We start from the raw sequence: 22,540 nt of genomic DNA, 5'->3' as shown, positions 1-22,540 counted from the left end.
AAAGTCGTCACAACCACTTAAACGCGGGAGGAATTACATTGAAAAAAAGTATTGAAAAGGTAACGAGTTACGTTTTATTGTTTGCTATATTGCTATCTGTAATAGCAAGCGGAATGTTCAATACGGCAGTACACGCTACCGGTCTTTCGATCACCAACAATGGAGGCTGGAATGAGACGGCCTATGTAGAATGGGCACCTGTAAGTAATGCGACGGGGTATAATGTATTTGTTAAGCCTGCAAGTGCAGCAGATTCTCAATATGTACAAATTGATACGCAATTAATCCGACAATATCCTTCAAATTGGAGAGCTGATGCTATAGGGCTTGCAGCTGGGAATTATGTAATGAAAGTCGAAGCAGTACTGTCAGATGGTTCCAAAGAAAGTACTGTTTCAAATACGATATCAGTAGCGCCACATGACAGATCTGGATTTGCCTTTGCAGGAAACTCACCATTTGGCACAGGTTCAGGAGCTTATAATAATGATGGAACACTTAAGAATGGCGCTCAAGTTATTTATGTAACATCTGCGACTGCGCAAACAGTAGCTCTTGATGTGATAACCAGTAGCTCAGGTACTAAACAAACAGGTGTTGGTTTAGGTGCAATTCTGGCACTAAGACAAAAAGGCTATGATAAAACACCACTTGCAATTAGATTTATTGGAAAAGTGACAGATGCTGACATGAGTGGACAACTTAACAGCAGTGGATTTCTTCAAGTAAAAGGGAACGCAAATTATGCGGAAATGAATATTACATTAGAAGGTATCGGACAAGACGCCTATGCTTCTGGCTGGGGATTCCTACTTAGAGCAGTCGGTAATGTAGAAGTAAGAAACTTTGGTATTATGTTATTCCCTGACGATGGCGTTTCACTTGATACAGGTAATGCTAATGTTTGGGTGCATAATAATGATATTATGTATGGAAAAGCAGGCGGAGATGCTGACCAAGCAAAAGGTGATGGTTCAACTGACCTTAAAAAAGGATCAACTTATCTTACAATCTCTTACAATCACTATTGGGATTCCGGAAAAGCTGCTCTAGTCGGTTTTGATGATACATCTGAATTCTTTGCAACATTCCACCATAACTGGTTTGATCATTCAGACTCTCGTCATCCACGTATAAGAACAGGATCTATTCATATCTATAATAACTTCTTTGATGGCGTCGCAAAATATGGTACTGGTGCTACAACTGCAAGTAATGCCTTTGTAGAATCAAATTATTGGAGAAATGCTCATAATCCAATAATGATTTCTTTACAAGGCACGGATATTAAAAATGGTGTTGCTAATGGCACTTTCTCCGGTGAAGCAGGAGGTATGATTAAAGCCTACAATAATATTATTGATAATCCTAATAGTCTTATCTATGCAAATTCCAATGCAGGAACAGCTCCAGCTAATGCAACATCATTTGATGCGTACTTAGCTTCGTCAAGAAATGAAACAGTTCCTAGTTCATACAAAACATTAGTAGGTGGAACAGCTTATAATAACTTTGATACGACTATCGATACAGGAGTAAATGTAGCTGACATTGATTCCGTAAGCATTGTTGAACAAGTTGTTACGGCAGAAGCTGGACGCCTAAATCATGGAGACTTTACATGGGATTTTGTTGATTCAGTTGATGACACATCGTATAGCCTTAATTCAGCACTGATGTCTAAAATACTAAGTTACACAACTCAACTTGTATCTGTAGGTGGTAATTCAACAGAAACACCACCAACACCACCAACAACACCACCGACAACACCACCGACAACACCACCGACAACACCGCCGACAACACCACCGACAACACCGCCTACATCGGCAATTGTTCACAACTTTACTACAAATGGAAAAACAAGCAGCTTCTTCACGATTGTAGGGAACCTTTCAACAAGTAAGGGAACAGTGGCATATGATGGTTTAACACTAACTCAATGTTTAAAACTGGAGAGTACAACCAATATTGGGTTTACCACAACACAAGCTTCAACATTAACATTAGTGTTTAATCCAGCAAACGGACTTAAAATCAAGATAGATGGAACAAGCTATGCAATGACAAATGGTATTGTCAGTGTATCACTTGCGCCTGGCGCACATACCATTACTAAGGATGATGTTACAAATCTTTATTACATGAAACTCGCAAGTATGGAGAGCGATACGACACCTCCAGGGGATGCAATGTTTACAGCTGATGTGACAACTCCGACCAATACCGATGTGAACGTGATTATTCAGTTCCCAGATGACGCAGCTGTGAAAGAATTTAAAGTGGGCACTGAAGGCGCATGGACACCATACACAGCACCGATTGTTATGGCATCGAACAATACGATCTTTGCCAGAGGAACGGATACAGTTGGGAATACATCGAACATTAGCAGCTATATGGTAAGCAACATCGACAAAACGCCTCCGGCTGACGCAACATTGTCAGCAGACGTTACATCGCTAACCAATTTGGACGTTACCGTAACGATCAGCTACCCGGGAGACGCTTCGTCGATGGAATATAAAGTGGGAGCAAGCGGCGTATGGACAGCGTACACTGAACCGGTGGATGTTTCCGACAATGACACCGTGTATGCAAGAGGAACAGATGCAGTAGGAAATGTATCTAATGTAACCAGTATTACGGTAAGCAACATCGATAAATCGGCTCCGGCTGACGCAACCTTGTCAGCTGACGTTACAGCGCCAACCAATCAGGACGTTACCGTAACGATCAGCTATCCATCCGATGTGACGGTGAAGGAGTACAAAGTAGGAGATATCGGGACATGGACGGCATATGGCTCTCCAGTGGTTGTCTCCGAAAATAGCACGGTTTATGCTAGAGCAACAGATGCTGCAGGCAATGTGTCGAATGAGACGAACTACTCAGTCAGCAATATCGATCACATAGCACCTATCGATGCAACCTTGGTTGTAGATACAAATACGCTGACTAACCAAGCTGTCAACGTAATCATCAGCTATCCGGGAGACGCTTCGTTGATGGAATATAAAGTGGGAGCAAGCGGCGCGTGGACAGCTTACACCGCCCCAGTAGTTGTCTCCGACAATGATACCGTGTATGCAAGAGGAACTGATGCAGTAGGAAATGTATCAAATGTAACCAGCATTACGGTAAGTAACATTCATAAAATAGCTCCTGTAACAACCGCTACCCTAAGTCCGGTTGCGCCTAACGGAAAGGACAGCTGGTACACAACAGATGTGACCGTGAGCTTATTCGTAAGCGACATTTACGGAGGATCAGTAACAACGGAATACCAAGTGAATGAAGGTGAATGGATCATTTACACTGGCTCCATTCCAGTCTTCGGTGACGGAACTTATAAGCTCGGATATCGCAGCAAGGATCAGGCAGGCAATGTAGAACAAACCAAAACCGTCGAATTCAAAGTCGACAAGACAGCACCAGTGATTTCCGTCCAACTCGATAAAACCTCGATTTGGCCGGCAAATCATATAATGGTTCCGATTAATGCCACGCTGGATACTAGTGATGCTACATCGGGCGTTGAATCCGTGGTATTAACGTCCATAACGAGCAATCAACCGAATAGCGATCCAAGCGATATTCAGGTCAATTTCGGTACAGCCGCCACTTCTTTTAGCTTGCGTGCGGAGAAGTCGCGGATCTATACCATCACGTACACGGCAACTGACAAAGCGGGCAACAAAACGGTAAGAACAGCAACCGTCACAGTGCCGCATGATCAATCCGACAAAAATTAAGAGGTAGTTCAATTGATTGAATACGAATAAATGATATTTCAGGAGGAAGACACCAGCCCCTTCCTCCTGGATATGTTATCCATTTCGAAAAAATGGAAGGATTGAATTTTCAAACATAAATAATAAAATAACTTTTAAAGATAATCCTTGGAAAGATGGACATCGTGTCTTGGAATTTATTTGGAGTGGTCACATTAATGAAGCTGGACTCTGGTTTGATTTACATTTTAAAATCTGCCGAGTACGATGAAGAAAATAGTGATTTGAATTTTCAAGACGATGAGGAAGTATCTGACTGGCAGGCAGAAATCATTTGGAATAATTATCATAAATGTACGCTATCATCCACTTACTGGGGAGAAGCCAGTGGATTTAAACAGGCGCCTTATATCTATGACGGCTCAGGTACCATTGAGCTCAGTACTGCGTTTGACTCGGGTAACATCAAGATCTTTTACGGGAATTCATCCACTATCGTACAATCGTTTACGGCTGGTACCTGGTCGTGTGACCAAAAAGGATTTGCCAGGTTTACGCCTAATCAACGTAGGATGGATGGCTAAGAGTTACGCTAACGGGACACGAGAGTTCAATAACAACATGTAAAAGGCAACCAGCCCAGGTGGATTGGTTGCCTTTTCCCCGCTAAAGGGCAGGATAGTTGAGAAATTGCAACATTCATACGGGGTGTTACGTCTTATTTCAAAAGGATTATTCTGTCAATGGGGTGATGTTTACATAATGGTGGTTAAAAAGATAATTATTTATCTAGCAATATGTAGTTTTGTTTTGCTGATTGGTTGCGGTAAAGAACAAACCGAACAAGTTGCGTTAACGAACATTGAAAATAACTTGAATCTTCAACATTATGCTAGGGCGTTGGGTTTCTTTGCACATTATATTAACTGTATGGGCATTAATTGCTGCTTGGAAGTGGGCTAATTGGAAACGTTGGAGGGAGTTTTTACCAACCATATATTACATAGTAATCATGAGCTTGTTATATCAATACATAGCTCATAACACCTATCATCTTTGGCATAACGAACGTAACATCCCCAACGAGCTCATTACTGATAATTTATACAGCTTTATTATTTTCCCATGTACTGTTATGCTTTTTCTGTCGAACTTCCCCCAAAAAAAAGTGTCCGTTTTTGGTCACTTTCTCAAGTAGATAATTATCTATTCTTCATTAGAGTGGGTTGGCAAAGAAAATGGTTTTATGTCCTACCATCATGGTTGGTCTTGGAAATGGTCATTCCTTTTTGATTGCATGATGTTCCTTATGCTACGACTACATCATGTACGACCAATTCATGCAATAGCGATATCCCCAGTAATAATTTTGGTTTTGTTGATGATTTTTTATATCTAGCTCAATTTTCGTTGAGCTAATGACGAACGATATTGCGGCGATGGTACTAATCCATCGCCTGTTTTCATTTCTATGCCAACCGCTCAACTATCTGGCAGTTTAGCGCAACTAAAATTCCCCTTTTTCGTCTAATAATGTAGTTAAGAAAGGGGGGGCTTATGAACCGATCTTTTAGCAAGATGATTCTGTCAGTAATCCTGTTGTTTACGCTCACTCTGCTTGTTTTGTTGGCATCAGGTTGTATGAAAAAGGAAGAGCTGAAAACGAGCACTGGAATTGAACCGCCGAATCCCAAGATAATGGTAGACGGAATAAACGTGCCTTTCTTGCTAGGATCTTACCAATGGAAGGGTGCTATTGCCGATGTACCTCAGCCGTTGAAATTAGCTGAGCATGTGAAACCAGTTAACGCTTCGCCTTCGTCACTGCTAAAGGTGGTATTTGACTACAAACCTAATGAGTTAAAACTTACCGCATGGGCAACCGACGGAAAACTAAATTATAGTCAACCTATTGATGGCTATGAAGCCATGCTTCCCGCTGAAAAAGGGCGTTGCATCTACACTTTATCTGGTGTTTGGAAGGAAGGACGCGGGGAATACGTTTTTGTTATAGATATAAGATAAAGATTGATTGAACTAACGCAGAACGAGAGCTCAATAAAAAACATTACTTCTCTCGGTTGAACATTTAGTCGACTGCTCTTTCATACTTCAATAATTTGATACCTTTTCCATATTGGATAAGATGGGGTTTTACAATGAAAAGTTAATCGATCAAGATGATCAACATCATTAGGTCTTACATAAACAACAGTTACAAATCCATCTTGTCCCTCTTGTAATCCGTAACTTATAGTATTTTTCTCATATTTATTTTCATAGCCACCTTGAGAGGTGTTATACTCCACTTTAATCGATTCCATGATGTTTGATCCTAAACACGAGCTTACAAAATCTTTATACCATAGGAAAGATTTCTCTTCAGGTGTAAGGGGATTACTCTGATTGCCTACTACAGGTTTAGGGGAATACAGGAGTAGAAGGGTTAAGACCAGCAACATTAATGATTTTCTCAAAAATTAATCATCCTCTCTATAATTAGTCTTGTGGTATTATTTGTAATTGCATGAGAACTATTCGGAGAATGTGACCGATTTTTAAACTAACGGTGAACGATAGCACCACAACATTAAGCTTAAAAAAGGAGCAATTTAGCGATGTACGAACATCTCGTTGTATTCAAGTTCAATACTAATGTCACGCCAATCAAGCAACAGGAATTGCTGGATCAATTGTTAACGTTTCGGGATCGTATCCCCGGGATATTTGATATAAGTGCAGGCATCAACGTAACTGAAGAAACGGAAAATATTAAGGGCTATACTCTCGGATTACGGGTAACGTTTGAAGACCTTGCGTCGCTGCGTTCATATGGTCCGCATCCCATTCATCAGGAATTTGTTAAATCGCTAGATGGTATACTGGAAAATGTTATTGTAGTTGATTACCCATTGGTTTAAGCAACCAATACGAGGCTGCCGGTATAGATCGGCAGCCTCGTTGCGCTAAAGGGCAGGATAGTTCCAATGTGTGTTAATATGAAAACTAGATAATAACGTTCTAGGAAGTGATTTAGGTGGATCAATTAGATGAGAATATTGTTAGTTTGGTTCAAGTACTAAATTCATTTGAAAGCGTTCTGACGATTGGAAGTTGTGGTGGACATAATAACCCAACGGACGGTCAGTGGGAAAAAGGAACATGGTATGTAAAGTTTGAAATCGACGAATCACCAGTGGGTTGGCGTACAATTGAGTTTATAGCCTGGGCCATTAACCATGAATATGATGATGATTTAACAGTTTTCTTTATGCCGAAGTCAAATCCACCTTGGCTTAATAAACCTCATAAGGCACTTTGCTGGACAATCGAAGGATATAATGATCAAGATCCGAATGCATTGGCCGATTTTCTTGCAATGGCCAAGAGTGATTTTTTTTCATTCAATTAACGGGTAACGATATTTACATTACTATCAAGTCGAGGGGTGCCGGGAAAACCGGCAGCCTTTTCTCAACTAAAGGGCAGTTATCTTCAATAAAATACCTCATATTGAAGAAGTCATAGGTACAATATTAATATAATGGTACAATATTCCATGCTAATAATATTTACCATGGGATGTGATATGAGATGGAAAAGATACGACTTCGTGCTTGTGCATTAATTATTGAAAGAGGTTCTATTTTACTTGTTGAGTTCAAAAACGATAATGATGATGGCGTACATTACAACCTTCCAGCAGGAGGACTTGAGCCAGGTGAAACACTGACTGAAGCTGTAGTACGGGAAGCAAAAGAAGAAGCATGTGTCGAAGTAGAAGTCGGTCCAGTTGCATTTGTGTACGAATATCAACCCATGAAAAGTAATTACATCTACGGTGACACTCACTCTGTAGGAGTTACATTTGAATGTAAACTCAAAACAGGTTCATGCCCCAAAATACCTGATAATCCTGATCCTCAGCAAATTGGTGTAAAGTGGATTCCTATTTCAGAATTATGTTCTATTCAACTATATCCAGAAATTAATGAGGACATTATTAATTATTACAACGGCGATAAGTACCGAAATTACGTTGAAGAACAGGAAATTCAACAGAGTAAGTCGTTAATCTAACGAAGAACGAGAGTTGAGGGGCTTGCTTCGCGGCGGCTCCTCTTTTGCTTATTGAAGTAAAGGGCAGGATTCTTCAATCGTTTCTCGAATATTTTCTGAGTTGGATAATTTCCTGAACTTTGTGATCGGTTTCCGGTATCCGGATCGAACCATAAAGGCATTCATTAATGCGCCAGTGTTAAACAGAGAATTCCCAGTCTTTAGGTAGTCAGGATTAAAAGTCACACTTAGATTGCTTCCTGGGCCCCCATTAGCTGCAATAATGCGGTAGTCCATTCCGGATTTCGGTCGGGCAAATTTGATTTTTGGTACGCTCGTTTTCCCGAAACCGTTCTCTACAAATTTCTCTGTTAAAACGTTCAAAAGGACTTCGACGGCGGCGCTACCATTTGACAATCTTTCATCAAACCCGATAGGCTCTAAATCTCGAACGGCTGCATCACCAACTCTCTTTTGGAAAAAATTTGGGACAACTCCATTATTGTTTTCTTCATGGCTGTTACTCCAAATACCTACAATTGTAGATATCAATTGTTTGATAAGGTTCACTTGCTCTTGAGTAAACCTAGTATCAACATCAAAGACCAGGTATTCAGGTATCGCTCCCAAATAGTTGAGTTTCGGTAAAGAAGAGCGTATCTGTTGATACGAAGCCATACTGTATCACCCCTGTAATTCTAATATGGAAATGTATTCCAGTTGCACAGGATCTGTTACATTTCTATTCGTAAGTGGACATAACTACCCTGCTGCTCGAACGTACGTGCGATATGATGATTTTGCATATTTATCCATCATAGAGTTGGGATTACATTGAGTGAGCCTTATTTGGGGAGGTCGTCGGCATGGACAAGAATTCTGTTTATGGGAAAGCATAGGCGGTAGTGAGGTTGGTGTCATCTCGGTCGATGACATGGATACGAGTGTTATTCATGAAACAAACAGCTTATTTTGGGATACAAAAGGAAATGATGTTTTAGGAGCAATCGCACTTCCTCTTTATGGAGCATTTGTCTCAGAAGAAAAATGCCAGCTTTTTGGCGATGTCTCAGGAAAAAAGATACTGGAAATAGGCTGTGGAAGCGGTCAATCTTTGCAATATCTGGGGGAACGCAAAGCATCTGAACTATGGAGTATGGATATATCAGAAAACCAACTCGAAAAGACAAAGCAACATCTGACGGAGTTCGGTCTTTCAGCAAAATTATTCTTTTCTCCCATGGAAGAAGAATGTGGCATACCAGAGAATTATTTTGACTTTGCTTATTCGGTTTATGCAATAGGCTGGACAACTGACCTTGAGGGTACTTTTCGCCGGATTGCTTCTTACCTAAAAAAAGACGGCGTATTTATTTTCAGCTGGTCTCACCCTATACACAAATGTGTTGCTGCAGAAGATAATATGCTTGGTTTCAAAAAAACTTATTTCGATGAATCTTGGTATTCGTTATCTCTTGACGGAAGTACGCTAACATTATCGGACCGTAAACTATCAACCTATGTGAATGCGTTGGCAAAAGCGGGATTTATCATTAAGCAAATGATTGAGGAATCTGATGATGAAATTATGCAATCGGGGGCTAACAGCGCTTTTGCAAAAAAAGCGGAGATGCTTCCAGTAACTTTTGTATTCAAGGCAAGAAAACTATAGAAAGACTATAGTTGAGGAGTTTGCTTCGCGGCAGCTCCTCTTTTCTTTATTAAAGTAACGGGCAGAATTGTTGAATAAGTTAGTATTTCTGAAGGAATAATACTGGGAAAACATGGGCGGTCTTTAGGGTTATGTGAATAGATTTTTTTCATGAGACAATGATACTAAAGGAGAGATACCACATTGAAACGAGTAGTTTTCTTTTTAGCGGTACTTGCCATTGTCCTAACAGGGTGTTTTGATAATAAAATCAGCGAAGGTGAAGCTATTAAGATTGTCAAACAGAAAGATCCATCGGTTACATATGAAAGAAAATTTGATGCTACATATATTAAGAATTTCAACGAAGGGCATCGTCCTAGAGAGATTCAAGCACGATGCGATAAAAAGGAACTACTTTGCGATATGCACGGAGCAGTTTGGATTGTGACAGAGTTTCTTCCTGATCACAAACGTCACTATTACCTAGAAGCTAAAACAGGTAAGATGTTTTACGAGTACGATGAATTAAATGAAGGTGTAGTTCCTGGGAAGGATTAAATAAATTGGACGCCGCGACGGCATCTTTTTTAGTTGATTCTCCTGTCGCCTAATCGCCCCCCACTGAATACATCTGAAGTATATGATGATTCAGGAGAGGATGTTGGCCGTGCAAGCTGTTCCTCATGATCCCGTTCAAGGATGGATCGCCTACACGTCGGACCGTTGCGGAACGTTCGACATTTGGCTGTACCGACCGCAGGACGGTCTTGATTTTCAACTTACAAAGGGGCTTGGTGCGGAACTTTCCGTTCCCTATTGGTCTCCGGACAGCAGGAGAATCGCTTTCATCGGCATTGACAAAGTGGTCCACCTTCTGGACACCGTCACGCTCGCCGTCGCCAGGATCGACCAAATTGAACCCAACACGCTGCTGGACTGGTCCCCGGACAGCCGGTTTCTCGCGTATGTCAAAAACGGGCTAATCGTCATCTATGATACTTTCTCACATAACAGCTATGCCATCCCGGAGGCGGGCGCCAGCGATGTCCAGTGGTTCCCTTCGGGTACGGAGCTTCTGTTCGCGGCTCCGGATTCCACCGGCATCACCCAACTCTTTCGCATCCAGACCGATGGCACAGACCGCAGTCAAATCACGCAAAATACGGACGGACCTCTCCATGACGTTCGGCTTTCCCCGAACGGAACTTTTGTGCTTTATACGTTCCCCGGTGTCAGCATCTCCATCATTTCGACCGTGGATCTGGCCACCGGCACCATCTACACGCTGGAAGGCGGACCGCTCGCCAAAAACTATTTTCCGGCATGGTCCCCGGACTCCAGGAGCATCGCCTACAGCGCAACCGCCTATAAGGAGCCGAATTATTATTCTCTCATTCAAATCGACAGCCGTACGGGTCAGAATCAAAGGACGTTGGCGGCCTCCGACTGTTTCGCCACTCATGTCGGCTGGTCGCCGGACGGAGGAAAAGTCGCGTATTTATCGGGATGCGCAGGTGTAGAAAGCGCAAGTCAGATCTGGATTGTCGATATCAGGGAGCCGATGCCGGTGAACGTCCTCAGCGGCGGCAGGATTACCGCCCTGCAGTGGTCTCCTCCCGTCAGAAGGGTTCCGGAAAACATCTACACAAGCTTCGTGTACCGAGTATCCTTTCCGTATCCCGTAAACTGGCTACGAGTTAGCGAAGAGAGGTATGATGGGCCCAGCGGTTTTTTCCAGGTATCAGCGATTTCAGCGGGCGACCGGGTTGTCGATGTATGCGGCTCCGAAGCTTTTCATCCATTGATGCCTTACGGTTCTTCTCCTCGGATTGTCATGATGACGATACAAAACCGAGAGGCTTGCTTCATTTTTCCGTCGGCCGACCAACCAGCGGAGATGAACAAACAGGCCGCCCTTATCGTGAGATACCCCCGTCCTGTCCAAATTGGGGAAACGTTCTACAATTATTTTATCTTGTGGGCCGACGACAACCACATCCGCCAAATTGGCGGGCGGCTGTCGTTCCTTTAGCCAATCATGAGCAGACCTTCGTGTCTAATCAAACGAATTGGGAGAGAATTATTGATTTTGAGCAAGAAAAATTCTTTATGCCGATTGACACTATGTTATGTTTCAGGTTCATCAAAAACGTATCGAACTTTCACCCAAACAGTTACAATCATATGAACAGTTCGCACGCTATTTGTTGTGGTATGGACCTGACTGGGGAATCGAAGCAACTCAAATTTTGAAATGCGTCGAAATTAAAGATTTTAATCAAGCTCAACACATCTCCAAAGGCATTACTTATTAGACTAACGAGGAACTATAGCGAAATAAACGATAGCACAATAATAGAACAGGCTGCCGGCAATTCGGCAGCCTGTTCAAGTAACGGGCAGGATAGTTGAGCAATACTAACGAAATAATTAAGTAATAAAGAGTTAGGAGAAGTTCAGCTTTTAATCACGTAAAAGGAGGTTTACGGCGGTATGACGATAATGATTGGCTTCGTTCAAAATCTAAACGATAAGAAATGGCTCCGTGCAAAGTCTAAACTATGAACAACGGCGGTTGTTTGTATGGAGCTGGAAATAATTTGCCGCCATAGTGAAATGATTCTCATTTGTTTATAGTATAGACTTTGCCCCTTAAAACCAAAATTTTTAAGGAGCAGAGCTAAAATGAAATATGCGAATGCAGTTACCGTCTTTCCAGAAGAATTACTAAAGGAAATACAGAAGTATGTAAAAGGTGGAATAATATATATCCCCTCCCCCGAGGAAACGCATAAGAAGTGGGGGCAAAATTCAGGGAGCAGAAAATACTTGGATGATCGAAATGAAGAAATCCGCGAAGGGTATTTAAACGGTTCTTCCATTGATGAATTATCAGATACATTCTGTCTTTCTTGCCATAGTATAAGAAAAATCATTTACTCTAAAAAATAATGGATACTAGAAGTCGCATCGGATACGGGTGCGACTTTTTGTGTAAAATTTATTTTCTAGTTGATTATTAAACATTCAAAAAGATCCGACCTTGCTATAATCTTATTAACAAATTATTGAAGGTGGGTACCTAAATGGATAATGTAAAAGGAATATGGAATGAATGGTCCGAAACATGGTATCAAAGGTATAGAACAGATAAGGCGATAGCAAAAATCATACAAACCCCTGAATCGGCATTTCATCGTACAACATATTCAATGATTAATAAGGCCTTGCCGAATTTGGATGGAAAGAAAGTATGCGTTCCTTCAAGTGGAGATAACCATGCAGTCTTCGCTTTTCATTTAATGGGGGCAAGGGTTACATCGTGCGACATATCGGAAAGACAAATAGAAAACAACTCGAACTTGGCTCGAAAAAATGGATGGGACATTGAATTTATATGCGATGATACAATGCAACTAAGTAACATTAAAAGTGATGAATATGATTTTGTGTATACATCGAATGGAGTCCATGTATGGATTAATGATTTAAACTCCATGTACAACAATATAAGAAGAATTCTTAAAAGCAATGGTGCGTATATCATGTTTGATATTCACCCATTTAGTCGCCCTTTTGCTATAGAAAAAGAGAAAATAACTGTAGTAAAGCCATATGACTCAATTGGACCTTTTCTTATAGATGAGGTTCCAAGACTTCATTGGCGTATGCAGGATATAGCGAATGCTATTATTTCATCAGGTCTATGTGTTAAGCAAATCGAAGAAATGTATGCAGAGGATGGCTCATTTTGGATCGATGAGTCAAAAGATGAAGGGAAATCGCTCTCAAAACAAGAACTAGATGACTTGTGTAACTGGAAATTAAATCCCATGGCAGCCCTTCCTCAATGGTTTTCGATACATGCAGTTAAGTAAACCGGTTCAGGTAACTCATTAACCTAACGAAGAACGAGAGCATAAAAATAGGCTGCCAGCTTAATTGGCAGCCTGTTGAACTAATGGGCAGTTTAGTTCCAATATGTGTTAACATATGAGAGAAGTATTATCATTTTAGGGGGATATGTTGAAATGAGCATTAAAGGTGATTTTATTGAATTTATGGTTAAATCAAATGTTCTCATATTCGGTGACTTTGTAGCCAAGAGCGGTAGAAAGACACCATACATGATAAACACAGGGAACTTTCAAACTGCGAAGCAAATCGCTACTTTAGGCGAATACTATGCTGATTGTATACAATCTCAATTGGATCTATCAGTAAATGTTCTGTTTGGTCCTGCCTACAAGGGGATTCCTTTGGCAGTAGCTTCTGCTGCTGCTCTATATAATAAATACAATAGAGATATTTCAGTAACATTTAACCGAAAAGAGAAAAAAGATCATGGTGAAGGAGGGCAGTTCATTGGGTATATACCTCAAAATAACGATCGTATTGCAATCATTGAAGATGTAATAACCGCGGGTACAGCTGTAAGAGAAAGTATAACATTACTTAACAACACAGCGGACGTAAAGATCACAAATTTAATCGTTTCAGTCGATCGATTGGAGAGAGGTTTGGGCAATAAATCAACGATTCATGAATTAAATGATGATTATGGTATACACACCAGTGCCATTGTAACCATAGAGGATGTCCTCACATATCTACATAATCGCGAAATTGATGGAAAAATTGTAATTGATGGATTAATGAAAAATAAAATGGAAGATTATCTTAATCTTTATGGAGTTAGATAGCTTACACACGTTCTCAGTTTCAATTTCACTAACGGAAACGATAGATGGAGAAGAACGATTTAAAATAGTATTTTTTGTACTACACATCGAGAGGAGTTAACGAATGGCACCTAGGGCAATTCTTTTTGACCTTGATGAAACCTTGACAGATAGAAGCCAATCTCTCATGAAGTATAGTTATGCATTTATGGAGAGTTTTCGCAATTATTTAAGCAACATATCTCCTGAAGAGGTCTATCAATTATTGAAAACTGCGGACGGAAATGGATATCGCTCAAGGGAAGAGGTTTTTGCTCTCCTAACAAAGGAACTACCTTGGGCACAAAAACCTCCTGAATCTTTCCGAATTAGTGAGCATTGGGCTTCAACATTTCCTCATTGTAGTGTAGCAACGGCAGGCATGTACGAAGTGTTGGAGAACCTAAAATTACATGGCATAATACTTGGAATTATAACGAACGGTGGCTCATTCTCACAGAACAAAAAAATAGATACATTAGGTATTCGTGAGTATCTAAGTACCATTATTATTTCTGAATCAGTGAACGTAAAGAAGCCAGATAAGAAAATTTATGCTATTGCACTTGAAGAAATAAATATAAGTGCTTCTGACACTTGGTACATCGGTGACCATCCTGTAAATGATATCCTTGGTTCATCTTCTGCTGGATTAACTCCAGTCTGGATACGTGGCATCCATCCGTGGACTGAAGGACATGATGAACCATCGTACCAAATAGATTCAATAAATCAATTGTTATCATTATTGTAAGTCTGACTAATCATGAATCAAGGCAAGTATACAACAACGATTACTAGAATCGTGCCTTGTTCATTGAACTAACTGGGAACGATAGCGCAATAACCAAAGAGCAGCTCGCCACTCGGCAGCTGCTCCTTGGTTTCTGTGAAGTAACGGGAAGGAATATTGAATGTTAGTTTTTGAATTAATTATTAAATGAAATAGTTCAGGGGGATTTCAATTTGAATTTAATAAAATGGTTGGAAGATTGGTATTTATCACAGTGTGATGGAGATTGGGAACATGGTTATGGAATTAAAATCGTTACGCTTGATAATCCCGGTTGGAGTGTCAGCATTAATTTGCAAGAAACTACATTAGAAAATAAACCATTTGAAAGTTGGGTCAAAGAAAGAACCGAACATGATTGGATACATTGTAGGTTGAAAGAAGGGTACTTTGAAGCGCGTTGTGGTCCTCAAAACTTAGGAGAAATTCTTTTAATCTTCAAAGATTGGGTAGAGCATGGTGAACTTTAGTTCAAAAACGGGAGCAGATCGCAGTGGACGGCATCTGTTCCCGTTTTCATTGAAGTATAGGGCAGTTTAGCGCAACATATTCTCGCCGTTTTCGTAAAAGAATGTAAATAAAACTTTGAAGGAGGTAAAAATATTAAATCCAAAAAAACTTTAATTATAACTCAGACATTCATAATTATTGCTTTGATTGTCTTCATTTTTGTGTTTGTAAATCAATCAAATAAAGTGAACGATACTGCTACCAACTCAGTTATTTTTCATCTTGACAGAGCTGACCTTGAACGAGTTGATAAAATGGTAACAAGATTTAATGAGGGCCAAGGAGACAATCTAATGATTATAGAACCAGGAATGGATAGCGGGCCAGCCATTCATGACGTAATTTCAAATGGTAAAGAAATAAATTGGATAGTTGATAACTCACGAGATGCATGGAGTACATACAAAGGCAAGACGGAATATGTCTGTAAATTAATTCGAATACACGAAAGAGATAGTGATTTTATAGATGTTGAATTATCAAAATGTAAAAATTACAAGGATGATGACCAACTTAGAATTCTGTCTTTTAGAAAAGAAAAGTTGTAACTGGAAATGGATTAAACTAACGAAAAACTATAGTTTATTATCGAAGGGGCTGCCGCGTTGCAGCCCTTTTCCCAACTAACGAGCAGATTTGCCCAATAATTGGGCAGGATAATTTACCCAATTTATTAAACACTTCAAAAATAGTTATTTTGTGATGTTCTTAAATTATGAAATCCCTGCCTATAAAAATCGAGGTGTTTTTGTGAGCGACCTGATAAATCCACATTTCGGTACTCAAACAGAGTCACAATTAAAGGTGTTAAACGAAATCAGTGCAATATGTGCATCGATCGAATGTAAGTTCTGGTTGCGTGGCGGATGGGCAATCGATTTTTTACTTGGCAAGGTCACCCGTCCACATGACGATATAGACTTGATAACATGGATACAGAACCGAGAGCAGTTAGAACAGGCTCTTACCGAAGCTGGCTTTGAACAAACACCTGTGCATGAGCAGTTTCGTGGTAGGCAGTCCGATTTCCGTAAGGATGTTGTAGACATTACTTTTGGCTATATAACCAGTACCAATGATGGAAGTCTTATTATGAATGGCTTACCCGAGTGGGTATGGCGGTCTGATTCCTTGTTACTACAAAGTCTTATGTTGAACATAACGGCTCTTGTATTAAACCCAAGACAACTTTTAGAAGAAAAAAAGGTCTACGAACAAATTGGTAGGAAGCCTAGACCAAAAGACGAAGATAGCAAAAAGATATTGCATCGAATAATAGCGGAGTTAAATTGATAGTTGTAATAAGAGATTCAGTGTGTTGACAATGATGATAGGTCAGGTCATCACGCTCCCTCTGAATGATTTGATTTCCTCACGCAAGCTCGTCTATTCGCAGGATCTCATTCTTTAGATATTGATGATGAACGAAAGAAAGCGAGATATTTTAGGATTTGTCGTTAAAAAGGCATGCGGGAACAGAGGTGGAGTTGATTCACCCAATTCATTCCAAATGCTGCACGTATTCTCCACGGTGCCCTTAGCGATTTTCACTCCCATGTCTCAACGGGTCATAAGCCCTCTCATTCCTTCGTCACATCTATCTAAGGGGTGGAGGTCGGTCTTTCTAACGGAACGGGTCAGAGCCCTTTTGCGTAATGTATCCCGATACTCCGTGCTTTCTTTGTCTCCTGCGAATACGCCAACTTACGTGAGATAAGGTATATTTTAAGCTGCTACTGCAAAGATTTTATCGGGGTTGTAGGCTTCATCACTACGGGCCATTCCTACTAAGAGTCGAGCTAGCTTTCCACATAACTTCATAATAGATTTCATCTTTTTAAGCTTCTTTACTTCAACATTATGGCGATGTAAGGCTTTAAATTCTTGGTTACTCATGACCATACACATCGTAATTAAATAGAGAAAGTGACGCAGTCGTGGACGACCTCGTTTGCTGAGCTTCAGTTGTCCCTTCCATTTCCCAGAGCTTGCTTCGGTTATATTAAGCCCTGCGTGACGGAGCAGAGCGTTCCCGTGCGCATAACCTCTAAGATCTCCAGACTCTCCTAGAATACCAGCTAGTGCAATTGCACTTATTCCAGTAATGGCAAGGATTTTGCCTGAATAGGGGATTCGTTTAACAACGTCTTTAGCTTCTTTTTCAATCCTCTGCAGTTGTTTAGTAGCTAAGTCATGCTCCTCTAGGAGCTGTTCTAGATGGAGTTTGTAAGCATGTGATGCCTGCTTGGAACCAACAGTTTGTTTGGCAAGATCGATGAGTAGATGAGCTCTACGCACACCAGAATGCCTCTTCATTGATTTCTGCCATCCTTTAATTACATCGTCAGGACTTAGTTTACATAGCTCAGCCGGGAGCGGAAAAAGCCGAAGGTTTAGCAATGCCCCCTTACAAGTTAAGATCTTGAAGACTTGTCTGAGTTCAGGAAAAACAATGTCGACCCAGCGGTGGATCTGGTTGACGGTACTTACGAGTCTTTTAACGACTGTTTCGCGGTTAGCCATAAGTATTCGCAGCTCTTCATACTCAGACGAGTGGAAACGGACAGGGGAGTAGTAGCCGTTTTTCACCATGTCGGCAATAACTAATGCATCTTTTTTGTCACTTTTAGAACGTGTATTGTCGCGGTTTTCTTTGTTCTTTTTGACTAGGTGAGGATTAACAAGTACGGCTTCAATGGTTTTGTTTTTGAGCCATCCGGCAAGATTTAGCCAGTAATGACCAGTCGGTTCCATACCAACGATAACTTCGGTTAGTTTAAATGAAACTAACAAGTCGCGAATCCAACGGTCGAGGGATTTGAAACCATCTTCGTCATTACTGAACTCTAAAGGATTACCGAGAGCGACACCACGGAAGTTAACGGCTCTAGCTACATGAGCCTCCTGAGCAATGTCTACACCTACAACAATATGATTAACGGTAATGTTTTCAATGAGTTGATTTTGCTTATCTTGTGATTTAAACTTCATAGTAGAGCGTCCTCCTGGATGATGGAATTAAAGGGCTTTTGACCCGTAGCGTACTTCCATCGTACAGAGGCGCTCCTTTTTTTACAAAGCTGGAATTTATCCATCTACAGGAATCTAACGGATAACGATAGTTCCATAAATAAGATCAAGCAGGCTGCCGATTATAATCTCGGTGGCCTGCTGTGCTAACGGGCAGTATAGTGGGAAAATTCCCCTCATAAGTAGAAGGAAGTGGTAAAATTAAGACTGATTAATTGGCTGATTAATTTATCTTGAAGGGGATATCCGAATGAGCGAATACTATTGGGATAGTAAAATCGATTATTTAAGTAAGACCAGGTGGTTATATTACAATGATGATTATTTTGAATTCCTAGTAAAGAATGTTTGGAAAATTACATCTCCTGTTCGAGTCATCGATTTTGGGTGTGGTTATGGATATATGGGAACCAAGCTCTTACCATTGCTTCCAGAAGAATCAACGTACACGGGGGGCGATGTTGGTAACAAATTAATTGATCATGCAAAGGATATTTATAAGGAGGCTCCATATAAAACCCAATTTGTCCTCGGTGATATTCAGAAGGTAGATTTTGAACAAGAGTATGATATAGCAGTTTGTCATGCGTTTTTACTGCATGTGGAAAATCAGAAGGAAATTCTTCAAAAAATGATAGGCTGTTTGGTGGATCGAGGCAGAATTATATGTTTCGAGCCTCACTGGATCTCAGGCATGTCAAGCTATTACCTTGATGGGCACAATTCATCGGATGTTGTACAGTTGGGATTTCTGCAGAAGTTATATGAAAGAGACGCGCAACGCAGTGGCAAAGATGGTAATGTTGGTATAAAGATACCTGTTTATCTGAGCCAACTAGGGGTTAGGCAAATAGAGTGCAGGGTCAGCGATAAAGTGAATTTTTTAGATCCCAATTCGGAGGCTTGGAAAACGGAAGCTCTTTACAGCTCGTTAAAGGAAGATGGATTTGGAGCTGATCCTGGAGAAGAAGAACCGTTTATTGCAAACTTAGTTAACCGTGGTGCTACATATGAAGAGGCGCAGAATGAGTACAAACTGGAATCATTTTTGTCGAAAATGTTTAAGAACGACGCATTTCTGACCTATTCTGCAAATATGAAGATTACCACTGGGGTTATCGAGCGATAATACCAATCTAAACAAGTGGAATCCTCATTAAGCTATCGGCACAGTTTAATCCACTTCGCGAATACCTTAATATTGGAAAGTTTGCAAGGGGGATATTAGATGGTTTTTACAGTGTTTTTGGGCATTGTTGGAGCAGTTTATTCGGTACTTTATGTTGCTGGATTCCCAACTGCTAATTGATATTTTCTCTAAAGACTGGACAGGAAGAAAGTAATTGATAAAAATTAGATTTTTCAATAAGGCGAAAATTACATAAGAAACATAATAAACTCAAGATTTTTTGGGAAAGGATTTTGATTAATGAGACCTTGTATAAACTGTGGTGGAACTAATTTTGGTGAAGGTGAAACAAGAGGCGAAGGTAATGTTCATCCTAAAAATAAGCTCTTTAGCCTAGGTGTTCCGCTTCTTCTTACCATTTGCTTAGATTGCGGAGAGGTAAATTCAATGAAGGTTAAAAACCCAGAAAAATTCAAGAAGTGATTACGCTAACATGAGACGATAGTTCAATCCCAAACATCGAGGCTGCTGCGTGCAGCCTATTGTGTCTAACTGGCAGGATACTGGGATTAGATTCTAGAATAATAAAGGGGTGGTATAATCTCTGTGCGGGGTGTTTTTATTGAACGAAAATGAAAAATGGCATCGGCATTTAGGTGCGTACGGGATTTGCATGATTGAAGAAAAGCTATTAGTCATTCAAAAAGGGAATGGTCCATACATTAGGCGATATGACCTTCCTGGAGGAACAGTTGAAGCAAATGAATCGTTAGTTGAAGCTGTGAAAAGAGAATTTATTGAGGAATCAGGAATCAACATCAACATTAAAAGTAACATAGGTGTCTGTGACTTTTTGATCCCTTATGAACTTCCCAAACGAGGTACTACGCACATTCATCATATAGCTGTATTTTATTCTGTTCAATACATATCTGGAATGCTGAAAAAGAATCCAGAAAAATTTGAAGGGCAAGATTCTTTAGGGGCTTTTTTGGTACCTATTAAAGAAATCAATTCTGCTAATTCCTCACCACTTGTTCTTCAAGCAAAAGAATGGATTGGGACTGATAAATTTCCATTTGAATCTCAGCGATTGGATGATTGGGTCGTACTCGGGAAATAACGCATTCATCTAACTGGGAATGATAATTCAAGCACAACACAACGGCAGCCCGTATACGATCGGCTGCCGTTGTCCGTTAAAGTAACGGGCAGTAATGTAGAGTAAACCGTTTTACAAAAAAAGGTAATATTCTGTTTTTGGCGAATAGTTTATTTAACGATTAATTTAGTATTGTGTAAGTTCGTTACTTAGACAAGTCAAGGTGGGACAAGTATGAGTAATAAAATACAAAAACAATTTACAAAAGAAATGAAAAAAATCTCAAGACAAGAGTCACGAAGAAAGAATAGATTTTATAGTTTTTTGGAAAGAGATATTATTAATGGATATTACGCTATTAAGAAGAGGGAAACCAATAAGTTTGTTTTGTTTTTCATTAAGATAATGCAATTAATTATGAGTGCAATTATTCTTGTTTTCGGCATGTTGTTGGCATTTGCGATAACAAAACTTGAAATAACAGCGGCATTCTTTTTAACATCTTTAATATCATTAACATTATTAATTTTTGGATTTATTCAACCTAATACTATTTGGGCTGCTCACAGGAGAATTCCCAGAAAAAAGGTATTAAAATTATTTGGCTTAACAACAATATCTAGTTTATTTGTTGGTATAGTATTAACAGTTATAACTTAATAAAGTGCTTTATAACACTATCACTGAAAGAAAGCATAACGAGAACAGAACATCAACGAATTTCTAAGAGGTCATTCAACTAACGGATAACGTTAACGCGGCGATGGAACCGATCCATCGCTTGTTTTCGTTTCTAGCGCTCCACTCAACTATCGGGCAGATATGTTAAATATTGAATAGTAGTTGCTTCAACAGGGGATGTTGTTATTGTATAACAGACCCATTTTTGGCTGGAGGAACAGTATGAGAAAAACTGGATTTTGTGTTACGGTATTGGTTTGTCTAACATTGTTAAATCCATTTCCACCGCAGTTAAGAGCGAAAATGTCCGTATTCTCTCCACAAGATATGATCCGTATCTCTGATTATATTGAAGTTGGAGAAATTAAAAAGGACGTTACTTCAAAAAAACGAAATGCTGAATATACAGCTACACGCAAGGAGGTAACGATTTCAATTGAGTCCGTTCTAAAGGGCGATTTGGCTCAAAAGGAAATTGTATTAAAGCGAGATATTCGAACAGATATCATGCGTACAAATGGTGTTGACTTTAATTTCCCCAAAAAAGGTAAGAAAGTTATGCTGTTGTTACGGAATTATGAAAGTAGTGGAATATCACTAACGTATGCAAATAGTATTTGTGTAATTAAAAAAGGCAAAGTTCAACTATATGATGGTATGGGATTTGGCAGCAATGATGTAAACTTTGACCCAAATGATTATGAAAAAGCTTACCAAACCTTTTACGACAAACGGAAACGAGAGATTAGCGGCGAGACATTTCAGCCTCTTTCAGTGAATCCAGAATATATAATTATAATTAAAAAGCAAACTCCAAATAAGGTTCTTGGAAGTATAGTTCTTCAAGGAGATCAAGTTAATCCGATTGTAAATGATATCAACACATCTCATAAATTGATTGAAACAAAAAGTTGTGATCCTTCAAATGATTCGTTTGATGTGGTTGTTCATTATAAAAAGGGATTTAAAGACCGTGCTTTTACTGATTTTGACTGCCCAGGAACGATAGACCAAACAAGTGGGATAATGATTGAACCAGGAATATCAATTCAAAACTTTGACGCACTATTTAAACATTAATGAATCGCATAACTAACTATCGGCGAACTTTAGTGGAAGAGGAG

General features: G+C 39.9%; 25 protein-coding genes. 21 read left to right on the top strand and 4 right to left on the bottom strand.

What is annotated here, in order from left to right; genetic code table 11:
• Positions 1–38 precede the first annotated feature (38 nt).
• From ACSQ8P_RS17290 to ACSQ8P_RS17275, 4 genes are all read left to right on the top strand, one after another.
• Positions 39–3,758, top strand: coding sequence for an OmpL47-type beta-barrel domain-containing protein (locus tag ACSQ8P_RS17290; RefSeq protein WP_436236286.1), 3,720 nt, complete (start codon positions 39–41; stop codon positions 3,756–3,758).
• A 164-nt stretch (positions 3,759–3,922) separates the two neighbouring features.
• Positions 3,923–4,321 carry a hypothetical protein gene (locus ACSQ8P_RS17285; RefSeq protein WP_436236285.1) on the top strand — a complete coding sequence of 133 codons (399 nt, stop codon included), beginning with the start codon at positions 3,923–3,925 and terminating at the stop codon, positions 4,319–4,321.
• A gap of 178 nt (positions 4,322–4,499) precedes the next feature.
• On the top strand, positions 4,500–4,700 hold the full coding sequence (locus ACSQ8P_RS17280; RefSeq protein WP_436236284.1) for a hypothetical protein: 201 nt from the start codon (positions 4,500–4,502) through the stop codon (positions 4,698–4,700).
• A gap of 594 nt (positions 4,701–5,294) precedes the next feature.
• Entirely contained in the window at positions 5,295–5,762 is a 468-nt protein-coding gene (locus tag ACSQ8P_RS17275; RefSeq protein WP_436236283.1) for a hypothetical protein, read from the top strand.
• An 80-nt stretch (positions 5,763–5,842) separates the two neighbouring features.
• Here ACSQ8P_RS17275 and ACSQ8P_RS17270 read toward each other — a convergent pair whose 3' ends face one another.
• On the bottom strand, positions 5,843–6,214 hold the full coding sequence (locus tag ACSQ8P_RS17270) for a hypothetical protein (protein ID WP_436236282.1): 372 nt from the start codon (positions 6,212–6,214) through the stop codon (positions 5,843–5,845).
• 141 nt (positions 6,215–6,355) lie between these two features.
• On the opposite strand from ACSQ8P_RS17270, the gene ACSQ8P_RS17265 reads away from it, so the two are divergent.
• From ACSQ8P_RS17265 to ACSQ8P_RS17255, 3 genes are all read left to right on the top strand, one after another.
• Entirely contained in the window at positions 6,356–6,658 is a 303-nt protein-coding gene (locus tag ACSQ8P_RS17265) for a Dabb family protein (protein ID WP_436236281.1), read from the top strand.
• A 116-nt stretch (positions 6,659–6,774) separates the two neighbouring features.
• On the top strand, positions 6,775–7,149 hold the full coding sequence (locus ACSQ8P_RS17260) for a hypothetical protein (RefSeq protein ID WP_436236280.1): 375 nt from the start codon (positions 6,775–6,777) through the stop codon (positions 7,147–7,149).
• Between the two features lie 182 nt (positions 7,150–7,331).
• A complete protein-coding gene (locus ACSQ8P_RS17255; protein WP_436236279.1) occupies positions 7,332–7,817 on the top strand; it encodes an NUDIX domain-containing protein in 486 nt (161 codons plus the stop codon).
• Positions 7,818–7,865: 48 nt separating this feature from the next.
• Here ACSQ8P_RS17255 and ACSQ8P_RS17250 read toward each other — a convergent pair whose 3' ends face one another.
• Positions 7,866–8,474 carry a hypothetical protein gene (locus tag ACSQ8P_RS17250; protein WP_436236278.1) on the bottom strand — a complete coding sequence of 203 codons (609 nt, stop codon included), beginning with the start codon at positions 8,472–8,474 and terminating at the stop codon, positions 7,866–7,868.
• A gap of 256 nt (positions 8,475–8,730) precedes the next feature.
• Here ACSQ8P_RS17250 and ACSQ8P_RS17245 point away from each other — a divergent pair, with 256 nt between their 5' ends.
• The 10 genes from ACSQ8P_RS17245 to ACSQ8P_RS17200 all read left to right on the top strand — a co-directional run bounded on the left by ACSQ8P_RS17245 (position 8,731) and on the right by ACSQ8P_RS17200 (position 16,767).
• Entirely contained in the window at positions 8,731–9,468 is a 738-nt protein-coding gene (locus tag ACSQ8P_RS17245; protein WP_436239541.1) for a class I SAM-dependent methyltransferase, read from the top strand.
• 183 nt (positions 9,469–9,651) lie between these two features.
• Entirely contained in the window at positions 9,652–10,008 is a 357-nt protein-coding gene (locus ACSQ8P_RS17240; protein WP_436236277.1) for a hypothetical protein, read from the top strand.
• Between the two features lie 100 nt (positions 10,009–10,108).
• On the top strand, positions 10,109–11,482 hold the full coding sequence (locus tag ACSQ8P_RS17235) for a hypothetical protein (RefSeq protein ID WP_436236276.1): 1,374 nt from the start codon (positions 10,109–10,111) through the stop codon (positions 11,480–11,482).
• Positions 11,483–12,135: 653 nt separating this feature from the next.
• Positions 12,136–12,402: a CD3324 family protein gene (locus ACSQ8P_RS17230; protein WP_436236275.1), complete on the top strand. Its 267-nt coding sequence runs from the start codon at positions 12,136–12,138 to the stop codon at positions 12,400–12,402.
• 134 nt (positions 12,403–12,536) lie between these two features.
• Positions 12,537–13,328, top strand: coding sequence for a class I SAM-dependent methyltransferase (locus ACSQ8P_RS17225; protein WP_436236274.1), 792 nt, complete (start codon positions 12,537–12,539; stop codon positions 13,326–13,328).
• Positions 13,329–13,481: 153 nt separating this feature from the next.
• Complete coding sequence (gene pyrE / locus ACSQ8P_RS17220; RefSeq protein ID WP_436236273.1) at positions 13,482–14,153, top strand: orotate phosphoribosyltransferase; 672 nt, start codon at positions 13,482–13,484, stop codon at positions 14,151–14,153.
• Between the two features lie 103 nt (positions 14,154–14,256).
• Positions 14,257–14,925, top strand: a complete 669-nt coding sequence (locus tag ACSQ8P_RS17215) for an HAD family hydrolase (RefSeq protein ID WP_436236272.1) — start codon at positions 14,257–14,259, stop codon at positions 14,923–14,925.
• 212 nt (positions 14,926–15,137) lie between these two features.
• Complete coding sequence (locus ACSQ8P_RS17210; RefSeq protein WP_436236271.1) at positions 15,138–15,434, top strand: immunity 53 family protein; 297 nt, start codon at positions 15,138–15,140, stop codon at positions 15,432–15,434.
• Positions 15,435–15,635: 201 nt separating this feature from the next.
• Positions 15,636–16,022 (top strand): DUF4362 domain-containing protein, encoded by a 387-nt coding sequence (locus ACSQ8P_RS17205; RefSeq protein WP_436236270.1) that lies wholly within the window; start codon positions 15,636–15,638, stop codon positions 16,020–16,022.
• Positions 16,023–16,176: 154 nt separating this feature from the next.
• Positions 16,177–16,767, top strand: a complete 591-nt coding sequence (locus tag ACSQ8P_RS17200; protein WP_436236269.1) for a nucleotidyltransferase domain-containing protein — start codon at positions 16,177–16,179, stop codon at positions 16,765–16,767.
• 114 nt (positions 16,768–16,881) lie between these two features.
• On the opposite strand, the gene ACSQ8P_RS17195 is transcribed toward ACSQ8P_RS17200, so the two are convergent.
• Together ACSQ8P_RS17195 and ACSQ8P_RS17190 are read right to left on the bottom strand one after the other, a co-directional pair.
• On the bottom strand, positions 16,882–17,031 hold the full coding sequence (locus ACSQ8P_RS17195) for a hypothetical protein (protein ID WP_436236268.1): 150 nt from the start codon (positions 17,029–17,031) through the stop codon (positions 16,882–16,884).
• A gap of 168 nt (positions 17,032–17,199) precedes the next feature.
• Positions 17,200–18,465, bottom strand: a complete 1,266-nt coding sequence (locus tag ACSQ8P_RS17190) for an IS110 family transposase (protein WP_436236267.1) — start codon at positions 18,463–18,465, stop codon at positions 17,200–17,202.
• A gap of 289 nt (positions 18,466–18,754) precedes the next feature.
• On the opposite strand from ACSQ8P_RS17190, the gene ACSQ8P_RS17185 reads away from it, so the two are divergent.
• From ACSQ8P_RS17185 to ACSQ8P_RS17170, 4 genes are all read left to right on the top strand, one after another.
• Positions 18,755–19,633, top strand: coding sequence for a methyltransferase domain-containing protein (locus ACSQ8P_RS17185; RefSeq protein ID WP_436236266.1), 879 nt, complete (start codon positions 18,755–18,757; stop codon positions 19,631–19,633).
• 622 nt (positions 19,634–20,255) lie between these two features.
• Entirely contained in the window at positions 20,256–20,756 is a 501-nt protein-coding gene (locus tag ACSQ8P_RS17180; RefSeq protein WP_436236265.1) for an NUDIX hydrolase, read from the top strand.
• A 213-nt stretch (positions 20,757–20,969) separates the two neighbouring features.
• The gene (locus tag ACSQ8P_RS17175) at positions 20,970–21,395 is read left to right on the top strand and encodes a hypothetical protein (protein ID WP_436236264.1); all 426 of its coding nucleotides are present in this window, start codon (positions 20,970–20,972) and stop codon (positions 21,393–21,395) included.
• 243 nt (positions 21,396–21,638) lie between these two features.
• Positions 21,639–22,496, top strand: coding sequence for a hypothetical protein (locus tag ACSQ8P_RS17170; protein ID WP_436236263.1), 858 nt, complete (start codon positions 21,639–21,641; stop codon positions 22,494–22,496).
• Positions 22,497–22,540: the final 44 nt, after the last annotated feature.

The organism is Paenibacillus sp. LjRoot153, from assembly GCF_964253085.1.
Taxonomy (GTDB): Bacteria; Bacillota; Bacilli; order Paenibacillales; family NBRC-103111; genus Paenibacillus_E.
This window is presented reverse-complemented; position numbering and strand designations above follow the sequence as displayed.